21 protein-coding genes are annotated in these 22,229 nt (G+C 51.1%); 3 read left to right on the top strand and 18 right to left on the bottom strand.

Annotated elements, in window-relative coordinates; translation table 11 throughout:
• Window positions 1-335: 335 nt before the first annotated feature.
• The 3 genes from wecB to PKO01S_RS09395 form a co-directional block, all read right to left on the bottom strand.
• Window positions 336-1,502: a non-hydrolyzing UDP-N-acetylglucosamine 2-epimerase gene (gene wecB / locus PKO01S_RS09405; RefSeq protein WP_218031475.1), complete on the bottom strand. Its 1,167-nt coding sequence runs from the start codon at window positions 1,500-1,502 to the stop codon at window positions 336-338.
• A gap of 137 nt (window positions 1,503-1,639) precedes the next feature.
• Window positions 1,640-3,154, bottom strand: coding sequence for an N-acetylmuramoyl-L-alanine amidase family protein (locus tag PKO01S_RS09400; RefSeq protein ID WP_127531080.1), 1,515 nt, complete (start codon window positions 3,152-3,154; stop codon window positions 1,640-1,642).
• 198 nt (window positions 3,155-3,352) lie between these two features.
• Window positions 3,353-4,291 (bottom strand): ATP-dependent DNA ligase, encoded by a 939-nt coding sequence (locus PKO01S_RS09395; protein WP_127531079.1) that lies wholly within the window; start codon window positions 4,289-4,291, stop codon window positions 3,353-3,355.
• Window positions 4,292-4,481: 190 nt separating this feature from the next.
• Here PKO01S_RS09395 and ligD point away from each other — a divergent pair, with 190 nt between their 5' ends.
• The 3 genes from ligD (at window position 4,482) to PKO01S_RS09380 (ending at window position 7,102) form a co-directional block, all read left to right on the top strand.
• Window positions 4,482-5,384 (top strand): non-homologous end-joining DNA ligase, encoded by a 903-nt coding sequence (ligD, locus tag PKO01S_RS09390; protein WP_127531078.1) that lies wholly within the window; start codon window positions 4,482-4,484, stop codon window positions 5,382-5,384.
• Between the two features lie 139 nt (window positions 5,385-5,523).
• On the top strand, window positions 5,524-6,543 hold the full coding sequence (locus PKO01S_RS09385; RefSeq protein ID WP_127531077.1) for a peptidoglycan DD-metalloendopeptidase family protein: 1,020 nt from the start codon (window positions 5,524-5,526) through the stop codon (window positions 6,541-6,543).
• Between the two features lie 73 nt (window positions 6,544-6,616).
• Entirely contained in the window at window positions 6,617-7,102 is a 486-nt protein-coding gene (locus tag PKO01S_RS09380) for a bactofilin family protein (protein WP_127531076.1), read from the top strand.
• A gap of 78 nt (window positions 7,103-7,180) precedes the next feature.
• On the opposite strand, the gene PKO01S_RS09375 is transcribed toward PKO01S_RS09380, so the two are convergent.
• The 15 genes from PKO01S_RS09375 to PKO01S_RS09305 all read right to left on the bottom strand — a co-directional run bounded on the left by PKO01S_RS09375 (window position 7,181) and on the right by PKO01S_RS09305 (window position 22,216).
• Window positions 7,181-7,969 carry an ABC transporter permease gene (locus tag PKO01S_RS09375; protein WP_127531075.1) on the bottom strand — a complete coding sequence of 263 codons (789 nt, stop codon included), beginning with the start codon at window positions 7,967-7,969 and terminating at the stop codon, window positions 7,181-7,183.
• Window positions 7,962-8,876 (bottom strand): ABC transporter ATP-binding protein, encoded by a 915-nt coding sequence (locus tag PKO01S_RS09370; RefSeq protein WP_127531074.1) that lies wholly within the window; start codon window positions 8,874-8,876, stop codon window positions 7,962-7,964. The genes PKO01S_RS09375 and PKO01S_RS09370 overlap by 8 nt, the downstream gene beginning before the upstream one ends.
• Window positions 8,877-8,997: 121 nt before the next feature.
• On the bottom strand, window positions 8,998-9,330 hold the full coding sequence (locus PKO01S_RS09365; RefSeq protein ID WP_127531073.1) for a hypothetical protein: 333 nt from the start codon (window positions 9,328-9,330) through the stop codon (window positions 8,998-9,000).
• 139 nt (window positions 9,331-9,469) lie between these two features.
• Window positions 9,470-9,952 (bottom strand): hypothetical protein, encoded by a 483-nt coding sequence (locus tag PKO01S_RS09360; RefSeq protein WP_127531072.1) that lies wholly within the window; start codon window positions 9,950-9,952, stop codon window positions 9,470-9,472.
• Between the two features lie 102 nt (window positions 9,953-10,054).
• Entirely contained in the window at window positions 10,055-10,480 is a 426-nt protein-coding gene (locus tag PKO01S_RS09355; protein ID WP_127531071.1) for a hypothetical protein, read from the bottom strand.
• Entirely contained in the window at window positions 10,477-10,929 is a 453-nt protein-coding gene (locus tag PKO01S_RS09350) for a PilZ domain-containing protein (protein ID WP_127531070.1), read from the bottom strand. The genes PKO01S_RS09355 and PKO01S_RS09350 overlap by 4 nt, the downstream gene beginning before the upstream one ends.
• Window positions 10,930-10,992: 63 nt before the next feature.
• Complete coding sequence (locus PKO01S_RS09345; RefSeq protein WP_246070509.1) at window positions 10,993-11,910, bottom strand: LCP family glycopolymer transferase; 918 nt, start codon at window positions 11,908-11,910, stop codon at window positions 10,993-10,995.
• A gap of 64 nt (window positions 11,911-11,974) precedes the next feature.
• The gene (locus tag PKO01S_RS09340) at window positions 11,975-13,774 is read right to left on the bottom strand and encodes an ABC transporter ATP-binding protein (protein ID WP_127531068.1); all 1,800 of its coding nucleotides are present in this window, start codon (window positions 13,772-13,774) and stop codon (window positions 11,975-11,977) included.
• A 4-nt stretch (window positions 13,775-13,778) separates the two neighbouring features.
• Complete coding sequence (locus PKO01S_RS09335) at window positions 13,779-14,219, bottom strand: lasso peptide biosynthesis B2 protein (protein WP_127531127.1); 441 nt, start codon at window positions 14,217-14,219, stop codon at window positions 13,779-13,781.
• Window positions 14,220-14,294: 75 nt separating this feature from the next.
• Window positions 14,295-14,585: a lasso peptide biosynthesis PqqD family chaperone gene (locus PKO01S_RS09330; protein ID WP_127531067.1), complete on the bottom strand. Its 291-nt coding sequence runs from the start codon at window positions 14,583-14,585 to the stop codon at window positions 14,295-14,297.
• Entirely contained in the window at window positions 14,585-15,526 is a 942-nt protein-coding gene (locus tag PKO01S_RS09325; RefSeq protein ID WP_127531066.1) for a phosphoenolpyruvate carboxykinase (ATP), read from the bottom strand. Before PKO01S_RS09325 ends, PKO01S_RS09330 begins: the two co-directional genes overlap by 1 nt.
• Window positions 15,527-15,614: 88 nt before the next feature.
• Window positions 15,615-15,770, bottom strand: a complete 156-nt coding sequence (locus PKO01S_RS09320; protein ID WP_127531065.1) for a paeninodin family lasso peptide — start codon at window positions 15,768-15,770, stop codon at window positions 15,615-15,617.
• Between the two features lie 34 nt (window positions 15,771-15,804).
• A complete protein-coding gene (locus PKO01S_RS09315; RefSeq protein ID WP_127531064.1) occupies window positions 15,805-17,733 on the bottom strand; it encodes an asparagine synthase-related protein in 1,929 nt (642 codons plus the stop codon).
• Window positions 17,734-17,821: 88 nt separating this feature from the next.
• Window positions 17,822-19,066: a nucleotidyltransferase domain-containing protein gene (locus PKO01S_RS09310; protein ID WP_127531063.1), complete on the bottom strand. Its 1,245-nt coding sequence runs from the start codon at window positions 19,064-19,066 to the stop codon at window positions 17,822-17,824.
• 72 nt (window positions 19,067-19,138) lie between these two features.
• A complete protein-coding gene (locus PKO01S_RS09305) occupies window positions 19,139-22,216 on the bottom strand; it encodes a ThuA domain-containing protein (RefSeq protein ID WP_127531062.1) in 3,078 nt (1,025 codons plus the stop codon).
• Between the last annotated feature and the right edge of the window lie 13 nt (window positions 22,217-22,229).

The following is a 22,229-nucleotide window of genomic DNA, read 5'->3' as shown; positions in this document are numbered from 1 at the left end:
TTTTGAATTGGGTGCATAGTGTGAGGCGATGTCCTTTCCTGCATTTCGTACAGTAATTCCCGCTGCGTGCACCACGCGTTGCGCAATGAATGTACAAAATGCAGGAATTTCGAAAGACTGGTTGCGCATCGAGCCAATTGGTGGATTATTCGCTGTATGAAGTGCAGTAATTTGTTCCGGTATCCATACCTGTGGTGAAATAACTGCATTTTGTGCAGGAACCTAACGTCGGCTGAACTTAAACTTCGGTGCTCAATAACGGCGATCAAGGAGCGCTTGACTGCACCTTGTTACTCCACCCTTTGTCGAAGCTTTTGCCGCATACTAGACCAACCTTATCCCCCGAAAGGCTTCGGAAGTTCGTCCGTGTAACCGAAGTAGTGAGCAATGATTTGAACGATCCGAGCAGATGCTTGTCCGTCTCCGAACGGATTGCCGGCATTCGCCATCGCATCGTACAGTTCCGAATCAGTCAGCAGTCTCGTCGTGATGTCATAGATGGCCGCTTCTTCCGTTCCAGCCAGATAGACCGCATTAGCTGTTACCGCCTCCGGTCGCTCTGTCGTGTCGCGCATCAGAACGAGCGGCTTGCGGAACACCGGCGTTTCCTCCTGCAGGCCGCCGGAGTCGCTCAGCACCAAGTACGACCGGGACAGCAAATTAATCATGTCCGGATATTCGATCGGATCGATCAGATGAATCCGCTCATGACCGCCTAGCATCGTACCCGCCAGCTCACGTACGTACGGGCTTAAGTGAACGGGATAAATTACTGCAACGTCCGGATGCTCGTCTGCGACCCGGCGGATAGCACGGAACATTTGCTCCATCGGTGCTCCGTAATTTTCCCGGCGATGTGCGGTAACCGTGATGATCCGGCCGTCGAATTGCACCAAATCGTTCAGCCGCGCCTCTTGAAAGTTGTAGCTCGGCATATGCGTATGGATCGCTGCATCGACTGCCGTCTGGCCCGTAACGTAAATATGCTTTTCGCTATAGCCTTCTCTGATCAAATTCTGATGGCCGACCGAAGTTGGCGCAAACAGCAGGTCGCTTACGACATCAACGATTCTGCGGTTGATTTCTTCCGGCCAAGGCGAATATTTATTATGCGAACGGAGTCCCGCTTCCACATGTCCAACCGGTATCCGATGGAATGAAGCAACCATCCCGCCGCACATCGTCGTCTGCGTATCGCCATGGATTAAGATCATGTCCGGCTTCTCTTCGGCTACGACTCGATCAAGGCCCGTAATAGCCGCAGCAGTAACGTAAGCAAGCGATTGATTCGGTTTCATGATCTCCAAGTCCACATCCGGCTGTATGCCGAAATGAGTGAGCGCCTGATGCAGCTGCTCTCGATGCTGCCCCGTCACGACGACTCTTGTCTCGAACCGATCCGAATACCGCCGAAGCTCCTGCACGACCGGACACATCTTCGTCGCTTCCGGCCGGGTTCCGAACACAACCATAATCTTCTTCTTCGCGATCAACCTGGACATCCCCCTATATTTAGCATAATTAACCATCCATCTACTATTAACGTGATCGACGAATTGTTAAACAATGGTACGCTAGGTTGAATGAAGAAAAAAGAGCCAGCCAGAGCATCCGGCTAGCCCAATTCAACTTTATGAGTTCAGTTCACGCCAAGGTATTCCTTGATTCCATCCACAATGGACTGAGCTACTTTCCATTGGAACTGCTCGTCCCACATGGCCTGCTCTTGCTGCGAATTGGATAGAAAGCCTACTTCGAGCAATACGGCAGGCATTGTAGTCTTCTTGGTGACTAATAAGTTATTTTGGATAATGCCTCTATCTTTGAAGCCAGTGCCTGCAAGCAGATGCCGGTGGATGATCTGAGCTAATGGCTTACTGTCATCACGGGTATAGTGGGTCTCCGTGCCGACAACGTTTCTGTTCTCCGTATAACTATTACCATGGATGGAGACAAAGATATCCGCTTTCCACTCATTCGCCATTTTGACCCTATCATCCAACCCCGGATAGGTGTCGTCATTTCGGGTCAAATAAACGGAGATTCGTTTCTCTTTCCCTAATAGATCTGCAACCTTCAAAGCCATTGGCAGATTAAAGTCTTTCTCATACTTCCCTGAAGCGGCAATCGTTCCAACATCGGTACCGCCATGACCGGCATCAATGACAACCTTGTACTGGCCCTGGCCAGCCTCCGGGAGCTGCGTGGGTATGCTGCCAGTATCGATAACAGGAGTCGACGGATCGAGGAGATCGACCGGATCACTAGAGCCCATCTGTTCAATTGGATGGATTGATTCTATCGAAGCCGTTTCTCCACCGGCGATGTCGCCATTCAAGCTCAGCAGCCACTCATTAGCAACTTCTCCTGCCTTAGCTTCATATGAAATCTCCTGCTTCAAATCAAGAACGATTCGGACGGTTGAAGGCTCCGCTTGAAATAACGAATATCGAATATTGCTAACATAGGGATGATCGAGAAAAATTTTACCGCCCTTTCCGCCATTCTCTTGTCCATTAATGGTACGCCCGAGAGCCGCGCCCGGTATATCGACGATCAATCGTGCAGGCTCGCTCATTTCACTTACGGCAGGCTGAATGCTGCCTCCTGAGGTCGTGATTTTTAATATATTGCCGTCTAATCCGATTCCGTTAATGTCCGGCAATGTTTTCTTATCGCTCGCTGAATCGGCAGCGTTCGTACTCGCGGTACTTGTGCTCTTGAGCAGAACCGATTGCGTTTGACTGTCCCATTTTACGATAAGCCCCAAATTCTCGCTGACGAATCGTACGGGAATCAAGGTATGCTTGTTCATCAAGAGCGGCGCAGCGTCCAGCAACTGCGTCTGTCCGTTGACAAGAGCTTCTTTCTTATCGATGCCAAGTTGAAGATTGAGGTCATCCTTATGTACGGTAATCAATTTTTGCGCTTGATTCCAAATGACGTCGGCGCCTAGCTCCTCCGATACAATCCGCAGCGGAACCAGCATCGTATTGTTCACTAGCTGAGGAGGACTGTCCGCGTTAAGCAGTCTGCCATCCAGATAGAGACTATAACGATCCTCTGCAGCAACAGCGGTTGGATTCGGTACTATACCTGCGAACAACAAAAAGAATACGGCCATGCCCAATAATGTCGTAGAGATCGTCTTCATCTTTCACCTCAAAGAGATTGGTAAGATGAGCGCAATAAATAGCTATACTCCGAACCGCTTCAACCTATCAAATCCGGAGCCAATATCTGTTATTCACGCTATCTACTAATTAGACGCTACGAAATACGAAAAGGTGACGGTATCTTCCAAATTTTTTGTCTATAAAATTGCAAATTTCGCGATTCAACGAATCGGTTGTTACGTTTGATCGAAGGTGCACTCGGAATCCGGTTTCTCGACGAAGGCTTGAATGCTCGGCTGGCGCAAACTCCGATGCGGCGTCCATTCCATATAATTGACTTTGACTTTAAGAAGAGGTTGAATCCACACTGCGGTATTCGCTCTTTCGGGAATATTCTTGAACGGTCTAGAAGAAATCTTAATCGTATCGGCCACAGCTGTAACCGCCGTCCAATCGTTCGCCGTCAGCTTTCCTGTACCCGCATGCCCAACATAGACCAGACACCCGTCGTCCTCATAGAGTCCGAGAAGGAGCGCGTTAACCCTGCCGTCCCGCAGCGTTACGCCGCCAACGACTGCTACGAGGTCGCGGATCACCTTCTTCTTCTGCCACCTCGCATCTTTGCCGTCGATCACATAAGTGCTGTTCAGATCTTTGCACACAATCCCTTCCATCCCGTGCTGCTTCATGACCGCGAACAGATTCTCTCCGTCTTGGAAGTTCGGTACGAGCTGCACATCCCCGGCAGGCTTGATCGTCTCTTCAAGAAGCCGTTGCCGCTGCTGCAGCGTCTGTTTGGTTACCCAGGAGCCATTCAAATACAAGATATCAAACACCATATAAGTGATTCGCACCTCATGAACGGCGCTAGGGACCCGGTCTGCCTTGCGAATGCCGTCCCTCCGCATCACTTGGTTGAAGGAAGGCTTGCTTTGGTCCAAAGCAATAATCTCGCCATCCAGAATAACGGACTGCGCGCTGCAATACTTCCCGATCTCGATCAACTCCGGGTATTGCATAGTGCGTTCATTCAGACTTCGGTTTACTAATCGAACCCGGCTGCCGTCATAATAGGTCAGCATTCGAACTCCGTCCCATTTGATCTGGCTGATCCAATTGCTCCCCTGCGGAACACGGTCCGTCGAAACAGGCTCGAACGGGATAATAGCCTCCACAAGCCTACCCTCCTACTCTTCATCTCTTTCCTTGTAGTAACAGCTATTTCCCATTGAACGGGACAGGATACGTAAGAGGCGGAATGACCGCATACAGGCCGAATCGAAGTAAGCAGCAACCGTATAGAATGGCCGTCGGCACGGATATGCTGTTGATAGATAAGCTTCGGAACGAAGAAGGAGGTGCAGGATGGCCGCCCGCAACAAAGGAACCATCGTCGTCGACGGAGAGAGTATTACGATTACGAACCCGAACAAAGTTTTGTGGCCGGAGCTTGGCATTACGAAGCTGACCTACTTGGAGAAGCTGGTCGAGCTTTCCCCGTATCTGATTCACCACTGCGCCGGACGGTATTTGACGACGATCCGCTGGCCTGACGGCATACACGGGCAATCGTTCTATCAGAAAAATTGTCCCGAACCCGCTCCGCCTTTCGTCCGAACCGCCGAGACGGCCGGCATCCGTTATGTCGAACTCGATCGGCTGCCAACCCTGCTGTGGCTCGGCAATCTGGCCTGCCTCGAATTCCATGCTTCATTCGAGCGGGTCGGCGAGCCGGTGTATCCGTCGGAATGGGTCATCGATCTCGATCCTTCATTAGAAGAGGAGCCGCGTATAATGGAAGCGGCCGTCATCGTCGGCGATCTGCTCCGCAGCATCGGCGTGGAGTCGGTTCCGAAGACGTCCGGCGCCACAGGCGTCCAGCTCATTATACCGTCGGCAGGCGATACGACGTTCGAAGAGCTTCGTACGATGGGACACTTCGTCGGGAGCTTTCTATCACAGGCGCACCCCGGCCTGTTCACGATCGAACGGCTGAAGGCGAACCGGGGCGACCGTATCTATGTCGATTACTTGCAGCATTACCCGGGCAAGACGATTGCCGCACCGTATACCCCTCGCGCACGTCCTGCCGCATCCGTCTCGACGCCGCTTACTTGGGACGAAGCGAGAAGCGGCGCCCGAATTGCAGATTATAATTTACTCACAATTGGCGAGCGGCTGCGGACCAATGGCGATCTGCTGGCACACGCTCAACGCCAGCAGTTGAAGCCGATTTATGAATTCGTCAGCCGTTCGTTCTCTCCATAACGGCCGCCGCCAAGACGAGCGTTGCGGCCGTTACCCTCAGCCAGCGTTCACATTTTGCAGACATGAATTGTAGACAGACCGAATAAATAGGATTAGAACGTTCGAATTCGCAATCGCCGGCAGAAAGGAGTACAGCTTAGTGAAACGGTCGCCAAAGCCGAAATGGTCCTTCGTCCTGATGCGCGGCGCCGACAAATCGGTCAAACAGTTCAAGGTGTCCAAACGGTCTGTCGTCGCCGCCCCCGCCGCTGCCGTCCTGGCTTTGTCAGGCTGCATCGCGGCGCTTCAGATCCGATCCGCTTTCAAGATCGATTCCCTCCATGACGAGATGTCGCAGCAGTCGAACTCGTTCACGCATACCGTGAACAATAAGGACGACTCCATCGGGACGCTCCAGGAAGAAATCAGAAGGCTCAATCGGCAAGCCGAAGAAATGAAGGGCAAGATCAACGATTTGCGTGAGCTGGAGAACAAGCTGAAAACCTTCATCGAGCAGTACGGGCGGCTGACGGAGACGTCCGCAGCAAGCACGCCTGCAGACACCCGTACGAAAGCGGATCAGACGGTCTCTCCGCTTTCGTCCTCTGCCTCTGCCTCTGCCTCTGCCTCTGCCTCTCCCACCGTGCAGGAGGCGAAATCCTTAATCGCGATGGCGGAGCAATCCGGTCTCGACTTCCGCGAGATTAGCTCGCTCGTCGACAGTATGGAATCCGCCATGGAGCAATCGGTTAAGCAGGCGCAAGCCCGGCAGGCCATACTCGATGCGCTGCCGACAGGCTGGCCAACGAAGCGGCCTTCGAAGCTGACATCCAGCTTCGGGTACAGAAGCGATCCGTTCACACATAAATCGACCTTCCACGCCGGTGTCGACATCGGCGGGAGCACAGGAGATCCTGTGTTCAGCGCAGCAGACGGTACGGTCGAGGAGACAGGACGAGACGCGAGCGAAGGCAATTATATCGTGATTAATCATCATAACGGTCTGAAGACGAAGTATATGCATCTATCCCGCATCGAGGCAAGCGCCGGCGACGAAGTCGTGCGCGGCGAGAAAATAGGGCTGATGGGCAGCACCGGACGAAGCACCGGCGCTCACCTCCATTTTCAAATTATGCAGCACGACGAGCCGATTAACCCGATGCGATATTTGGACAGTTAACACTTCAGGCTGCAGCTGCCGCCGTCGCTGCAAGATGCGGCTATTATCCATAATTTAATTTCAGGAGGTCTCCATGTTCAAAGAATCGAAGCGTCTTAGCTTGACCGATACGTTGATCGGCCAAGGGACGCATACCGAAGGGAAGATGGTGTGCGAATCAGGTCTTCGGATTGAGGGGGAATTCCGGGGAGACATCGAGTGCGTCGGCGATGTCATCATTGGCGAGTGCGGCATCGCCCGCTCCAACATTAGCGCCCGCGATTTGACGATTGCCGGCAGAGTGTACGGAGATGTTGTGACGAAAGGCCGTCTAACGATTACGGCTACTGGACAGCTGCACGGCAACATTAATGCTCAGACGTTCATTATGCAGGACGGCGGCATCTTCACCGGCGCTTGCCGGATGGACCGCGCCCAGGAGCAGTCCCGCTCCCGCCCGATAATGGAGACCGAGGCACAGCCAACCGCGAAGGAGCAAACGCAGCAGCCAAATTCGAAAGAGCAGACGCAGCAGCCGAATTCGAAAGAGAAAGACAAGCGGCAGCAGCAAGCTGGTTAACGGCCGCCTCCATTACTTATCGCAACGCAAAAAACAGTCCGGTCTCATCGAGACCGGACTGTTTCTCTGTATAAAAACTTAAGAAGCGATATCGCGCTTGTTGAATACGGTCCAAGTGACGGCAATGAAGACGAGGTAATAGACAGCCAACACGCCAAGCGAGAAACCAAGCGTATGATCGTAGTCTCCCGGGAGCAAATATTGCGTCAAATTCTCGTTCATGAACCAGAAGTAATCGACCCAAGGCTTGTCGAGCATCGACAGTACGCCGGACAACGTGCCGCTCATGAACATCAAGAGCAGCGACAATCCGATCGACAATCCGCCGCTCCGGAATACCGTCGACAGCAGGAATGAGAGCGTAATCGTCATCATTGTCGTTGCGAGCAGCTGGAGTCCATACACAGACAGCATATAGTTCCAGATGTTCTTCGTCGAATCTTCCCCGATCATCTCTTGGACCGTACCGCTGCTGAAGCCGAAGAAGATGCCGTCGAGCAGATAGTTCCAGACGAACAACGCCGCGAAGAAGAACAACGCAAAGCCAATAATGGCAATATATTTGGACAACAGAATCTTGGAGCGCGACCAAGGACGAATCATGAGCAGCTTAATTGTGCCAGCGGAGAACTCTCCTGCCACGCTGTCCGCTGCGATGACAACCGAATAAATAACGACGGCGTTGAAACCTAGAATCGACTGCAGCATGAATGCTTCCCACATCGATTTGGTATCCGCACCGACGCTAACGGCGATAATATCCGATGCCAGCATGATCACCAGCATAATGCCGAGCATAATCCAAGTACGCGGACGCGAGTAAATCTTCATATTCTCATTGCGAAGCAAGTCGATAAAGTTACCCAACCGTCTCACCTCCAGTTACTTCGATAAACTGATCTTCGAGCGACTTCGTATGCACGCGGAAACCGTACACTTTGATACCGGCGGACACCAGCTGCGCATTAACCCATGCAGCCGTCTCACGGTCGATATCGAGCTCGATTCCATCCTGCACAATGGCCCCCGAATGCTGCTTCAGCAGAGCCAGCGCATCTGCCGGACGATCGACTTCGAACCGGTGTCTGCTCACAGCATCCAACGCTGGTCCTTCTTGCGAAATGACCCGCTCATCGATCAGCTTGCCGTTCTGGATAATGGCGACACGGTCGCACATCAGTTCCATCTCGCTCAGCAAGTGGCTCGATACGAATACGGTAATGCCTTCATCCTTGGCAAGCTTACGCAAATAATCGCGAAGCTCGCGAATGCCCGCCGGATCCAGACCGTTAGTCGGCTCGTCGAGAATCAAGAGCGACGGCTTATGCAGAATAGCCTGCGCTACGCCGAGACGCTGACGCATCCCGAGCGAGTACGTCTTCACTTTATCGTGAATACGGGCCTGAAGTCCTACCAACTTCACCACTTCGTCAATCCGCTGGCGCGTAATGCCTGGTACCATTCGGGCGAAATGAATCAGATTCTTATACCCGGACATATATTTGTACATCTCCGGATTCTCGACAATCGCACCGACTTGGCGGATCGCCTTCTCGTAGCTCGTCTGGATGCTGTTGCCTTTAATCGTAATTTCTCCGCCCGACAGCTTCATCAGGCCGACCATCATTCGAATGGTCGTTGTTTTGCCGGAGCCGTTAGGGCCTAAGAAGCCATATACTTCTCCAGCATGCAGGTCGAGCGATAATTGATCGATAATGGTTCGTTTGCCGATCCGCTTCGTAACGTTCGACAACTGAACGATCGGTGCACTCATTGCATCTTCCCCTTCATTTAGACTTTCAGCTTATTATTATACACGAATTGGAAGAATCCAGTAGCCGATTTAAATAAACTTAAGGTCCGCCGGCATACTCTTGCGAGCGGACGGCGGACCTTTAATGGAGATTCATATGGATAACCGGCAGCCGGTCCTCTTCGTTCAGCTGGTACCAGCTTCCGGACAGACCGGGCAATTCGCACGCTGCACTGCTTTCCTCACCCGCAAGTCCTACGGCCGTTGGGCCGATATGCGCGGTATTGCGGTCGGCATTCAGACGCTGATGATCCGGAAGCGCATCCGCATAACTCTGCTCCATCTCGCAAGCGATGCAGCAGCCGAGCGGATGTACTACACGAAAGTACCCTGTGCGGAACAATATTTCGGCATTCTTCATTTCCATTAATTGCCCGCAGGACACACAATAAAACCGGTCGCCAAATTGTTGCACGGTTATTCATCTCCCTATTGTTATCACAGTCTGTATACTTTATGTATCATAATCAACATTAATGATACGTTACGTATCTTTTAAGTTTAATTTATGACAAATATCGATGAATGTCAATAGAGGACCGCGATTTGTGTCGTTATTCTATCCTCCATAAGAAGGACCAGTTGCCATTCTCTTTCGCAACATAACAGGTTTGCACCAATTCGATAGGACCATACAGCGTCTCAAAGTGCTGCTTCACTTCTACCGAGTAGACATCATCCCATGCTGTTTCCTGATCTTTCAGCCGAAAGCCGCTTACTTCCTTCGATTGCCCGACCGTATATTCATAAGTACTCGAATTCAGATCTTGCATAAAAATATGCGCCCGTGTCTGAATATATTTGTCCTTTGGATATTTCTCTTTCATCGAAGAATGAAACAGCTCCCACGAGCTCCCGTAATCGCCTTCCTGCTCAAGTTGGTAAAATTCGTCTACGACCTTCTCAGCCGCTTCGGAACGGCCTGCTGAAGCAGCCGTATGCAAGCCTTTGATCGTGAGCCAAAAGCATAGAATAATAGATAGGAGCACGAACAACAGCTTCCTTACCGGTCTCCTTCTCCGAGCTCGCCAAGCCATGCTATTCCCTCCTTACAAGGCCGCGCATGCGTTCTTCCTGTCCGGAAGACATGCCCTTACCAGTGTATGAGGGAAGTCCTCAGTTCCATGACAACCGATCCGCTACTTTGCGAGCATCCGGTACATGAAGTGAACTTTCGCCCCTTCCGGATTCATCCGCTGCATCATATCGCCAAGCGCCTGCACGAGAGCCTGGCGAATGGCCGGCTCCGGGGTGAGCGTACAGCGGTACAAATACTGATTATCTTCGCGCCGCTGCCAATCGGTACGCCCTATTAGCCGAAATTGCCAATCGAGAAAAGCGATATCGAATTGAAGCAGCACTTTCGGACCGACCGGAAACTGCAAATGCGACATGAACTCGATGCTGTCGGTGCTCATCCGGTGTATAAATACAACCGCTTCTTTCGACTGCACGACAATGCCGTTAACGCTATATACTGACAACCGCGCAACCGTTCCCGCTTGCATGCGGATACGGATTGCGCGGTTGCTTGCCGGACTTGCGCTGCTCGGCTGCGGCATCATCCGGTCACGTCCATGATGCTGCCATGATTAGGGTGAGTATCGCGAATAACACCCTTCCTGTCATACGTCGTGCAGTCGCCCGCCGACGACGTATGCGCCCGCTCCTCTTCCCACGAGTGTCTGACGCTCATGTGCAGGCGCTGTCCGTTGCTGAACGTACAGCCGTACAAGAATCCGTCCTCCGTCTCCCGCTTCCAGACGACGACCGCCGTCATCGCTCTGCGGTAATGGCGGCTCGACAGCTCCAGCCGAAGCGTATACCGGCCGTGTACCGGCAGATCAAGCTTCGTAACGAACTGCATCCCGAACGAATGGATATGAGCCGGCTTTACTTCGATCTGCCGGGATTCTACAGCCGCTCCACCGACACTGTTAATGGACATGCTGACCCGCATCCGGCTCATTTGGGGCATTACATATTGATTCCGGTTTCTTGATCCAATGATCATGTCTAATCACCCTTTTCATTAGATTTTGATACAAAATGTATCTTCACAGACACAGCAAACCCGTTAATTCGCATTTGCTTCCTGATGCTTCTTCAACAAATCATGAATACGCGTCTGCTCTTCCGAATTTACGATGTAATACCAGATGCCGTTAATCGTCTTGCCCGTGCCGGTAATTTCGACGGTATCGACCTTATCGATGACCGAACGGTACTTATTCATGAATGTCTTCATATCATCGAACGATACGTTCGTCTTCACGCCATCCCCGATCTCGCCCAGCATCGAATTGATCTTCGTAATGTTCTGAATGTTCACCGAGTGGCGCAGCACCGATTGCAAGATGTCGCGCTGCCGCGTATTCCGCCCGAAGTCCCCGCGAGGGTCGTCATAACGCATCCGGGAATACAACAGCGCATTCTCGCCGTTCAATTCCAAGTATCCTTTCGGGAAAGAATGCCCCTCATAATCGAACGGGAACGGATTGTCCACTTCAACGCCGCCTAGCAGATCGATGAACCTCTTGAAGCTTTCCATGTTCACCTTCACGTAGTAGTCCAGCGGGTAATCGAGAAAATGCTCTACCGTCTGCAAGGACATATCGACCCCGCCGAATGCGTACGCGTGATTGATTTTATCCGTCGTTCCATGTCCGATGATCTCCGTCCTCGTGTCGCGCGGAATGTTGAACATAAGAATCGAATGCTTGGCCGGATTGACGGACAGCACGACCATCGTATCCGAGCGGCCGACATCGTTCGTTCGCTGATCAACGCCGAGCATCAGCACCGTCAGCGGGTCCTCATTGCTCAGCTCAGCCTCGTTCTTCTTGGCTGCCTCCGGGTCCTTGCTGACGTAGACGGGACGGCTCGGTTCCTCGTAGATTACGTTCGCCGTATGTTTAATTTGTGAGTACACGTAGGCAAGATAAGCGCCCGCCAATAAAATAAGGGTCGCTGCGGAAGCAGCAACCCAGATCAATGTTTTTTTCCATTTGCGTTTAATAGACTTGGCCCCCTGTATGAATCGGAATATGATGCATGTTCTACATAGCTCCTTGCTGATAAGCGAGCAGCTTGCTGAAGGAGCCTCTTAACTCCATCGACAGCTGCATATATGAACCTTCTTGCACAACCTGACCCTGCTCCAGCACGATGACCTGATCCGCGTTGCGGATCGTAGACAGTCTGTGCGCAATGACGATGACGGTCATTTTACCCTTCAACCGCTCAAGCGCCGCCTGAATTCTCGCCTCATTCTCGTTATCCAGAGCGCTCGTCGCTTCGTCCAGCACGAGAATCGAAGGCTTGCGAAGGATTGCCCGCGCGAGTACGATCCGCTGCCGTTCGCCGCCGGACAGCCGGATCCCTCTGTCGCCGATAACCGTATCGAGCCCTTCGGGCAGCTTGCTCACGAACTCATCGGCAGCGGAGAAGCTCAGCGCCTCCCACAGCTGCTCCTCGGTAGCGTCTGGATCGACGAGCCGCAGGTTGTCGCGAATGCTTGCATGGAACAGGAACGGATCCTGCGAGACGAAGCTGAACATCCGCCGGATCGCAAGCAGATTACGGGATGACAATGGAATGCCGTCGAACAGCACCTCACCCTTCTCCGGCTGAATAAGCCCGATCAGAGAGTCGATCAGCGTGCTTTTCCCCGCCCCTGACTTGCCGACAATCGCGGTCATGCCTCTGGCCGGAATGAACACATTAATATCTTTAAGCGCATATTCGCTTTGTTTTCCTTCGTAACGATAAGACAGGCCGCGGCATTCGATCCCGTGAAGCGCACCAATCGGTTTATAGGTGCTTTGCTGCTTCAACAGGTTCATCTCTCTCGCCTCCACACACTCCTTGTGCAAGTTCATCAGACTTGTAAATGCCGGCAGAGATGAGACGAGCGACTCCCAGCTGTTCTGTATCATGAGAAACTTCGGCCACAGCCTGGAGAAGATGACGACGATCAGCAGCAGCTGTCCGCCTTGCGAGTGCAGCACCTCGAATGAGAAATAGATCAGGAAGCCAATCAAGATAGCGGATGTTATTTTATAAAATTGCTGGGTGTTCGACTGCAGCTTCACGAACCGGACCATGTTCGTCTCCAATTGCATGCACAATGCCTTGAACCAACCATAGTGCTGGGCTTCCAGCATATTGGTCTTAATCTCTTTGATTCCATTGAAGTGATCGGTAATGCTCGCGACATAATTTTTGTTCAAATCGGTCGTTTCTTCGCCAAGCTGCTTCGCCCGTCTTGTGAACCGCCGCGAGAATACAGCAAGCAGCAATCCGCTCAGCATAACGAACAACGTTAACTTGAACGACAGCCATAAGGCGAACGTAATCTGAATTCCCATAAAAATCATCGTGGTCGCCAGCTTCAACACCAGGTTCGTGCCCATGATGATTCTGACGAGCTCAAAGTTCAGGATATGGTTAATATCCGACTTTCTCGTACGAAGGTACATGCTCCAATCCGCCTGCAGCAAATTCCGGTACGTTTCCAGCCGGATCGCACGAATAAAAGCCTGCTGAATGCGGCTGCCTTGAATCGCCTGGCCTCGCTGAACAACCGACTGTGCAATAATCAGCGCGACATAGACGCCGATCATGGCAAGGAGCCGGGATTGCTCGGGAATCTCGTTCACGACCTTGGTCACTACATCAAGGAACGGAATCGACAGCGATCCGGTCTGGACCAGACCCGTAATGCCCAGCAGCGGTACTAACAAGTAGATCGTGAACCCTTCGATCGAGCTGATCAGCATCATCACGATCAAGTTCACGTACAGCTTGCTGCCCGATAACTTATGCATTCTTTTCATATAAAAAATAAGACCCTTCATTCCCTCACCCCCTCGCCTGGACGTCATCCCGCTGCCATTTGGTTGTCTTGCCGAACAGAGCAACGACCGTAAACTTTCTCATTTGCTCAAAGCCCGTCAAATAGATCGGACCGCTGCGCAGCCACGCATGCGCGAGCATCTCGCCGGATGCGCCCCGGCTCGTTCCAAGATAGAGCGTACTCGCGACGCCGCGCCTCTCCAACATTTTGAGAGCTGCGATCGCTTGCACTAGACACATGCTCTCCCAGAACGTATAGCGGCTCATCGTTCGAACCGCCCGAGAGATGTTGCGGATCGTAGCCTCATCCGTACCGGGATGCTCGTACGATGTTTCCACCATCCGCGTTCCGAGCTGCGGAGCGACGCGGGCGAACGGAATAAGCTTCAATATCCGCGCCCATCCCAAATAAAAAAAGGCTTCTGCATACAGCCTCTTCCGTGCCATCGGCCATGCCGCAAAAGCTCTCAGTTTCTTCCACAAGGGGAATTTCCCCTTCCTCGTTAGAATGGTCGGCCAGCATTAAGAAGCCGCTTGAACGACAAGAATTAACTGCTCTTTCGCCAGATTCTCCAAGAAAGCGATGACTTGCGGCTCACATTCGGCAGCGGCTACTTCATACTCTTGGATCAGCTCGGCAACGAGCGCTTCGACGGTAATAGGCGTTTCGATCAGACTCCAGATTCGGCCGCCGATCTCGCCAAGGTTATAATATTTGCCGGATTCAATGCGCATCATGACGGTTTCCCCATTCATGTTACTGGCCAGATTGCCTGCCGCTTGAACGACCGTTTCATTCAAAGAAATGTTCATCAGACAGATACCCCTTCCCCTGCTTCATTCAGAATAATGGACACCAATTCGTTCACCGTCAGTCCGGACGCCGGCCTGTTCAACCGGAATATGTCCGTCGTTTCGGACAAACGCGTCGTATACTTAAAATGCCATTCGAACAACCCGAGCATCGGAATGTGATAATTGCGGTATGTATGCTGAAATAATAGCGGAAGCGGCTCGAGCCCGTTCAATCGTTGAAGCTTAGGCCCAGCGTCGCCGTCCGATTTCACCAGCTCGACGATTCCGGCTAACGGAATGTTATCGCTTATGTAGCTGTCATGGACAGGCACCGCATACTTCGATCTGGATTTCTCTTGATACAGCGTCTCCAAGCCGTTATGATCCAGCTGCAGACTCTCCACGCTCTCTTCCCACAGCTTCTGCTGCGGATAAGACGGGATGACGACCGGCCTGTTATTGTCCGGGTCCATCGTCACTGCAATAACATCATCCGTCAGAAGCTTATAGCCGCGGTGCAGCAATGCTGCCGCAAGCGTCGATTTGCCGGCGCCCGACTCTCCGACTATCGCATAAGCTTTGCCGCCGATGACAACTGCACTTCCGTGAAGCGGCAGAATGCCCCGGTTCAATAGAATGACGCCCATGCAGCTGCCAAGCAGGAATAAACGGAGCTTTCTCGTGCTGCAGCCGTCTGCCGGCGACACCGTGATCACGCCATTCTTCTCTACTCGATAGATTGCAACGTCCGGAACGTTAAAATAGTAGCAATGGTCCACATAAGCGAAGTAGCCTCGTTGTACGCCTAACTGCTCCCATATCGGCGCCAGATCGCCCCGGATGACTTCGACGTCGGGTGATCCTGCGTATTGGCTTTGCGTACATAGCTCCGGAAACGGAATTTCGCTCATGATCGTCATTCCGAAGGCGTTATAGACCGAAACCTCCGAACGAGCCATCTAAGGTACCTCCTTATTTCGAGGGGTCTAATACGAGCAAGATGCTGGCGCTGCATTAGACCGCCGGTTAAGTATTAAACCATAAGGACTAGGATGCTGCTGGCGGATCGTACAGGTCGGCGTCGATTACTTTGCCGTCTTTGTCGAACACGACGCTGTCCGTGTCCTTAATACCGAAGCCAGCCATCGTCATGCTAACTTGCAGTACTTCTACTGCAGGAGCTTGCCACACTTTCTTCTCCATCTTTCTCACCCCCTTTCAGGCGTGCATTCGCTGTTTAAGCGAGCCGTCTCAAGAAACGGTAAATGACAAGCGACCGCATAAGCACCCGCATCGTCGGATCGTTCGCCAGCTCTGCCTTCGGCTGGTGCCTTACTTTCGCCAGCGATGCCCGGATATGACCGATGTTGACGTACTGCGGCATGATGCCGCTGCTGCACAACTCCTCGATCTCCTCCACGAACGGCTGCCAAGACGGAAGCAGCCGATGGACCCAATCCGAACCTTGCACGCCGCGCGTCCGTTGATTCAGCCGAACGGCATCCGGCAGCAGCCCATCCATCGAGCGCCGAACGAGCGCACGGTCCATCCCGTTCTTCACGAACTGGTCATACGGAAGCGACAAGCAGAAGCGGATCACGCGCGGGTCGTTCGTCGGATCCCGCTCCGTCACGCCGTATCGAAGCGACAGCTTCGTGGCCACCGTTCCCTGCATGCTGACAATCGCTAGATTGTCGTAAAATTTCTCCCGCTCATTATGGATCGTTAGCGTAAAACCGCCGATTCCGACTTCATAAGGCTTCAGACGTTCATATACGTTCGTTGCTTGCGCAAAGTCGGGGTTAATAAATTGCAGCCCATTATCATCCGCCTCGGACGCTGCCGCTAGCTGAGGGAGAACCCTCTGTCCGACAAGCTTCAACAGACGCTTACGGCCGACTCCCATATTTCGGGCATACAGCTTGATCTCCTGATTGAACTTAAGAAACCGGAGCCTTTGCAGCAAGTACACGTAATAATCAAGAGCGTCTCCCCAGGATATCGAGTAGTTGCCGCCCGCCCCCATGAGCATGAGTGAAATTCCACGATTGGCCGCGTACTCTTTGATCCCTTTGACCCAGAACGAGTTCTCGATAAATTTGTACGGCATCTCCATAATGTCCAGCCAGTCATCCATCTCGGTCAGCGAGCTCTTGCCGTTGAAATCGAGATAATGATCCGCTATATTGCCCGCATTGCGAACGGTTTCATTAATAAATGGCCGCTCATCCGGAATTCGTGTCCACTTCGTCCATGGGACAAAGTCTTCCGGGGGAATGTAACTGAACGTATGTAACGGTTTGTTGTTCTTGGCCAGCTCCCGCGAGGCGATGCTTACGACCGACCCCGAATCCAATCCGCCGCTCAGCGTCGCGCCTACCGGACGGTCCGACCGCAGCCTTGCTTTCACCGCTTGAGCGAATACGTCCCGGAACGCTTCCTCATATTCCGCGTCGGATTTCAGCTTCAGCTTCTGCTCCGGTTCGAGCGTCGCATATTGGGATATCGCGAGCCGTCCGTTCTTCACTATAAAACGATGGGAAGGCGCAAGCTGTTCGATATCCGCATAAACCGTTCCCCTCGTATCCACGCAATCAAGCACGAGCGGGATCGTCATGAACTCAGCCAGCCAAGTTGCGCGGACAGCCTTCGAGACCCCTCTCATCGACAGCAGCGGTTTCATCGTCGATGCGAACACGAACAGCTCCGCGTTGTGATGGAAGTAGAGTGTCCTCGTCCCCATCAGATCGCGGGCGCCGAACATCGTCTGCTCCCGCTGGTCCCAAATGACGAAAGCAAAGTCGCCTATTAAATACCGCGGGCAATCATGCCCCCACTTGAGATAGGCGCGAACAAGAAGCTCGCAATCGGCAATTGTCCGCCGGCGGCCCGATGCAACGCCCAACCGTTCGAACAGCTCATCCCGGTTATCGAGAATGACGTCTGCTGTAATGACAATGCCGCTGCTCTCATCCGTATGGGGCATCGGAATATACCCTTCTTCAGACAACAGCCGCTGCTCACCGCATACTAGCATCGTGTTGTTCCTCTGCCAGTTGCCGAGCAGAGTGATCTGATAATCACGCAGCGATTCCGTGAGCATGTGACTTTCGTCGCTGGGGATATGATCTTGTAAGAAATGATGAATGCCTGCAATTGCGCCCATATGCCCTCCTGTGGATCAAGCAACGACTAAAAAACGATACTTATTGTATCCATTATACACGTTAATGATACAGATTGTAACTATTTGTTTATAGAACATTAACTTTTTTTGGTTCTTGCTTCGTCGCCGCGTGGTTCTTTGTGACGATTTTATGCTGATGTTTGCTGTTCTTCTTGCGCCATGCCCATAGGAAAGGTCTTAAAGGGAAGTAAAGGAAGTGCAGTTGCTTAGGAAGAGGAAGCATCTGTGCGTCAAGGGAGCTCGGGTAGAGCCGGTTCAACAGCAATCTCAATCGTTGCTGCCTCGTGGAGAGAAGTTTATCGTACACTTTAAAATAGTTCAGTGCTTCTTTCTGAGTTTGTTTTTCCTTGATATAGACGAGCTCTCGAATGATGCGGACTGCTTCTTCAGCGAGCCTTTGAGAACGGTCATTATCAGCAAAGGTTTGCAATGCGGATGGAATTGGAGAGTTGAATAACTGGGACAACAGAATCATCGTCTGTCCGCACACATGCAAGCTGTCAGATTCTCGAAAACGTTCGATTACAATTTTCCAATCCATATTATTCATACGGATCATGCGATCAATATCTACTAACCAACGCAACCTGAACCAGCCATGGCGAGCGCCGTGTAATGTCAAATATACGAATAAATCCTCTTGGCCAAGATAATAGACAGGCTCGGTGGTTTGCTTCATCGTCTGCCGGCGTTCCCATAGTTCTGAGAAGGCCGGCTCCCTGAATGTTTCAGGGCTCATCCGCCAATGCAACTCAATCTGAACTCCTGTGCGGGGATGCGTAAAACCAAGATGATGCCACTTCTGAATCATATCATTCAGGATACGTGGAATTTCCTCATCCGGTACATAACCAAGCTGGCGAATGGCGATCTCTGCTTGTTCAACATGTTCTGCAGATACCAACATATCAATATCCTTAGACGTTCGACTCGAGAGATCGCCATACAATGCTTCCGCTAATACTGGCCCTTTAAGTACGAGTGTATCTATGTTTTGTTCGCGAAAAGCTTTGCACACTTTCTCCATCTCAGCCGTCAACAACAGCATCTGGAATGTATTGCGGCGACTCATTAGCTGCAAAGATTCCATGAAGCCGAGTTTTAACTCTTCCTCCAATTCATGAAGCTTCGTCATGATAGTCGGATAGACACGATGCCGGTTAGCTAATTGAACAAACTGTTCCCAGTCAATACCCTTTACCGCAAGATCATGTAATTCTTTGTTTAAGTCGGGAGTATCTTCCGTTCTTAATATTAATAAAAGCAATTGCAGCTCGAACGGCAGAGAACTAGCCAATCTTGTCGATTTCATAGCTATTCCAATAGCTCCTTATCATCATATTGTGTCTATCACTATTTTCATGCTGTAAGCTTTACCTAGCTCTTACGGATGAGATATCCCTGCGCCGTTAAATTGAACCCAATCGAGATTAAATAAACTTTGATCTCCGTCGTGATTCTTAAATACGAAAAACAGTTCATGTGTTCCTTCCGAAGCGGTGATCGGGACACTTATATCCACAAAGTTTTGCCACCCTCCTGTTATAGGTACAGCAACATTTGCAATAAGCGGGCCGTCCTGGGCATCCAGTCTAGCTTCGATGAATCCACCAGTACCGGCAGATGCCACGCGATACTGAATCGAGCTTATGTTTTTCAAATTTACAGGGCTATAAGAGATCCAATCTCCATGGTCGATAAAGCCCAAATACTTAATCCCGTTCACGTCCCTTAATTGGGCGCCCTCCATGCTTGTATAGTGCTCGGCTTGTTTCCGCTTCGGTTGAAGCGTAATCTGACGTGTTGCTGTTAATGCAGTCGATTGAGCTGCTCCTTTATCCGTGTAACTAACATTAACGACGTAGAACAAGTTATCCCCTTCGGAATGACCGTTAAGCGCAGTGAATTGACCTGTACAACCCGTCTGTTCTTTCGTCGTGTGCGTATGCTGATCGTGGCCTAACATTGCGTCGACTGTGACCGATGAACAAGGAATACGCCCATTGGTCGTACTGCCATCCTCAGCATCTGTCACCTTTATACGGTAATCGACTTGCTCACCCCACTCGAAGAACCCTCCGTCAACAGGTTCCTCAACTCTTATTGACGGCGCTGTATTTCCTACGGTGATTGGTATCCTCGCAATGGAGTATCTGCCCGTTGAATCAAAAACCTTTAATTTCACTACATAGTTTCCAGACTTCCGAAAAGTAAATGTAGGATTCGGCGATTTGGAATTCACGATCTTATCCTTGGTAAAGCTCCACATATAAGTGAGCTTATCTCCATCCGGGTCGTACGACCCTTCACTAGAGAACTTTACGGTTAGCGGCGTCTTACCTGAAATAACACTTGCCTTTGCGACCGCGACTGGAGCATTTACTCCTAGTGTATAGCGAATTTTTACAAGTTGGGCTTTCCCCTCCGAAGGCGTACCGTATGCGCCATAATCAAGCACATACATTGCACCGTCAGGTCCAATCTGGATATCTACAGGATTGGATAACTTCATCGAAGATAGAAAAGGAAGGATCGATACCATTTTCCCTTGCTCGTCAAACCTCACTTCTTTAATCCAGCCGCGTGAAAAATCGTACATGAACAAGCTGTTATTGTAGTACCTAGGAAGCTTGTTATCCGATTGTTTTGGATTAAAACGGTATATAGGTCCCGCCATTGCCGTTCTTCCTGTACCGTTCGTCAATTGCGGGAATTCCGTTGAATTTCCATAGGGGTACCATATCCATGCTGGTTTAGCCGCTGGCAATTCCCTTGCCCCCGTATTATTCGGGGAATCGTTAACCGGATGACTGCAATCGAACAAACCTCCGGATGAACGCGTTGCAAAATTAAAATCCCGATAGGCCTTATTGTCGGCTATACAATACGGCCATCCATAGTTGCCCGCCGAGTCAGCATAATTCCACTCATCGTAACCTTTCGGCCCGCGGTTCGGATCATCAGTATTTGCATCCGGACCAACATCACCGAAGTATAGACGATCATTTTTCATATCAATTGATATTCGGAATGGGTTACGAACCCCCATAATGTATATCTCCGGACGACCTTGTTTTCCATCTGCCGGGAACAAGTTCCCAGCGGGAATGGTATATGAACCATCCTCCGTTGGTTTTATCCGCAATATTTTACCGCGAAGTTCGAATGAATTAGCCGCCGTATGCTGGGAGTCTTTCACCGTCTGACCTGGTCTTTCATCTAACGGGGCATATCCGTCCGAGAAGAATGGATTCGAATTGTCTCCAATGGGGATATACAAATTCCCCTTCGAATCGAATACCATCCCTCCACCGCCATGGCAGCAATCCGTTCTTTGAATCGGGATACGAAGTATCACTTTTTCAGAACCCTTATCCAATTTATCGTTCTTAATGACGAACCTAGACACTCGATAAATGTTCTCCTCACCAGCGGGAGAATACAGAATATAGAACCAATGATTACGCTCGAATTGAGGATCGACGATTCCACTCATTAGGCCATCGTCTCCAATGACCGATACGTTTAGCTTGCCTACTATTTTCGTTGTTGAATTTTTGGGATTGTATAACTTGATGGCTCCATTCCGTTCGATATAGAAGAGACGGCCATCCGGTGTGAAAGACATTTGAATAGGATCCGTTGTATTATTATCCAGTACTACTTTCTCAAATGAACGATCGACCGTAGCATCACAATCCCCATACTTCAGACCTGCCGCATATTCGATACCGCCAAGCAGATGCTGTTGAAATAACGGCTCCGTAAACGATGCGGCAGTATGCCCGCCCCCCGTATACCAAGAACGCCCGCCTGAATATCGACTGCACCATGATATTGGGTGATCGGCCCCCATCGTCCCGCCGCTGTAAGACCCCTCATCCACACGAGCAAGAACATGAACATTTCCTCTAGGATTCAGTTGGTAGTCATACCATTCATCCGTTCTTTCCCAACGCAGAGGCAATGCAGAGGTCGACGGGTGTGTCCGATCATCCACGATGACGGTCGCCTTTTGATCAACCGGATGCTTCTTCAAGTATGCTCCGACGAGTCCGCCATACCACTTCCAGCCATACTCTGTGTCGGCAGCCGCATGCACACCGACGTAACCATTTCCGGCTTTAATGTAACGTTCGAAGGCAGCTTGCTGCGATTCATTAAGTACATCGCCAGTTGTAAGCAAAAATACAACAGCCTTGTACTTCGATAATTGCTGATCCGTGAACACATTGCTATCCTCTGTTGCTTCTACTTCAAATCCGTTGGACTTTCCTAGCGCTTTAATCGTCTCGATCGCAGTAGGAATGGAATCATGCCTGAATTCTTCCGTCTTGGTAAACAACAGCACCTTTGTGCTTGCTGGTTGTTGTGCCGGTTCAGCTGCCTGTGATTCATTCGTAACAATTCCGATCGAGCTTAGGAGAATAAATACTAAGAGAAATATAGAATATTTCCGCATAATCTGCTCCTAT

This window comes from Paenibacillus kobensis NBRC 15729 (assembly GCF_004000825.1).
GTDB lineage: Bacteria > Bacillota > Bacilli > Paenibacillales > Paenibacillaceae > Paenibacillus_T > Paenibacillus_T kobensis.
Note: the sequence above shows the minus strand (reverse complement) of the source record. Positions and strands in the feature narration are given on the sequence as shown.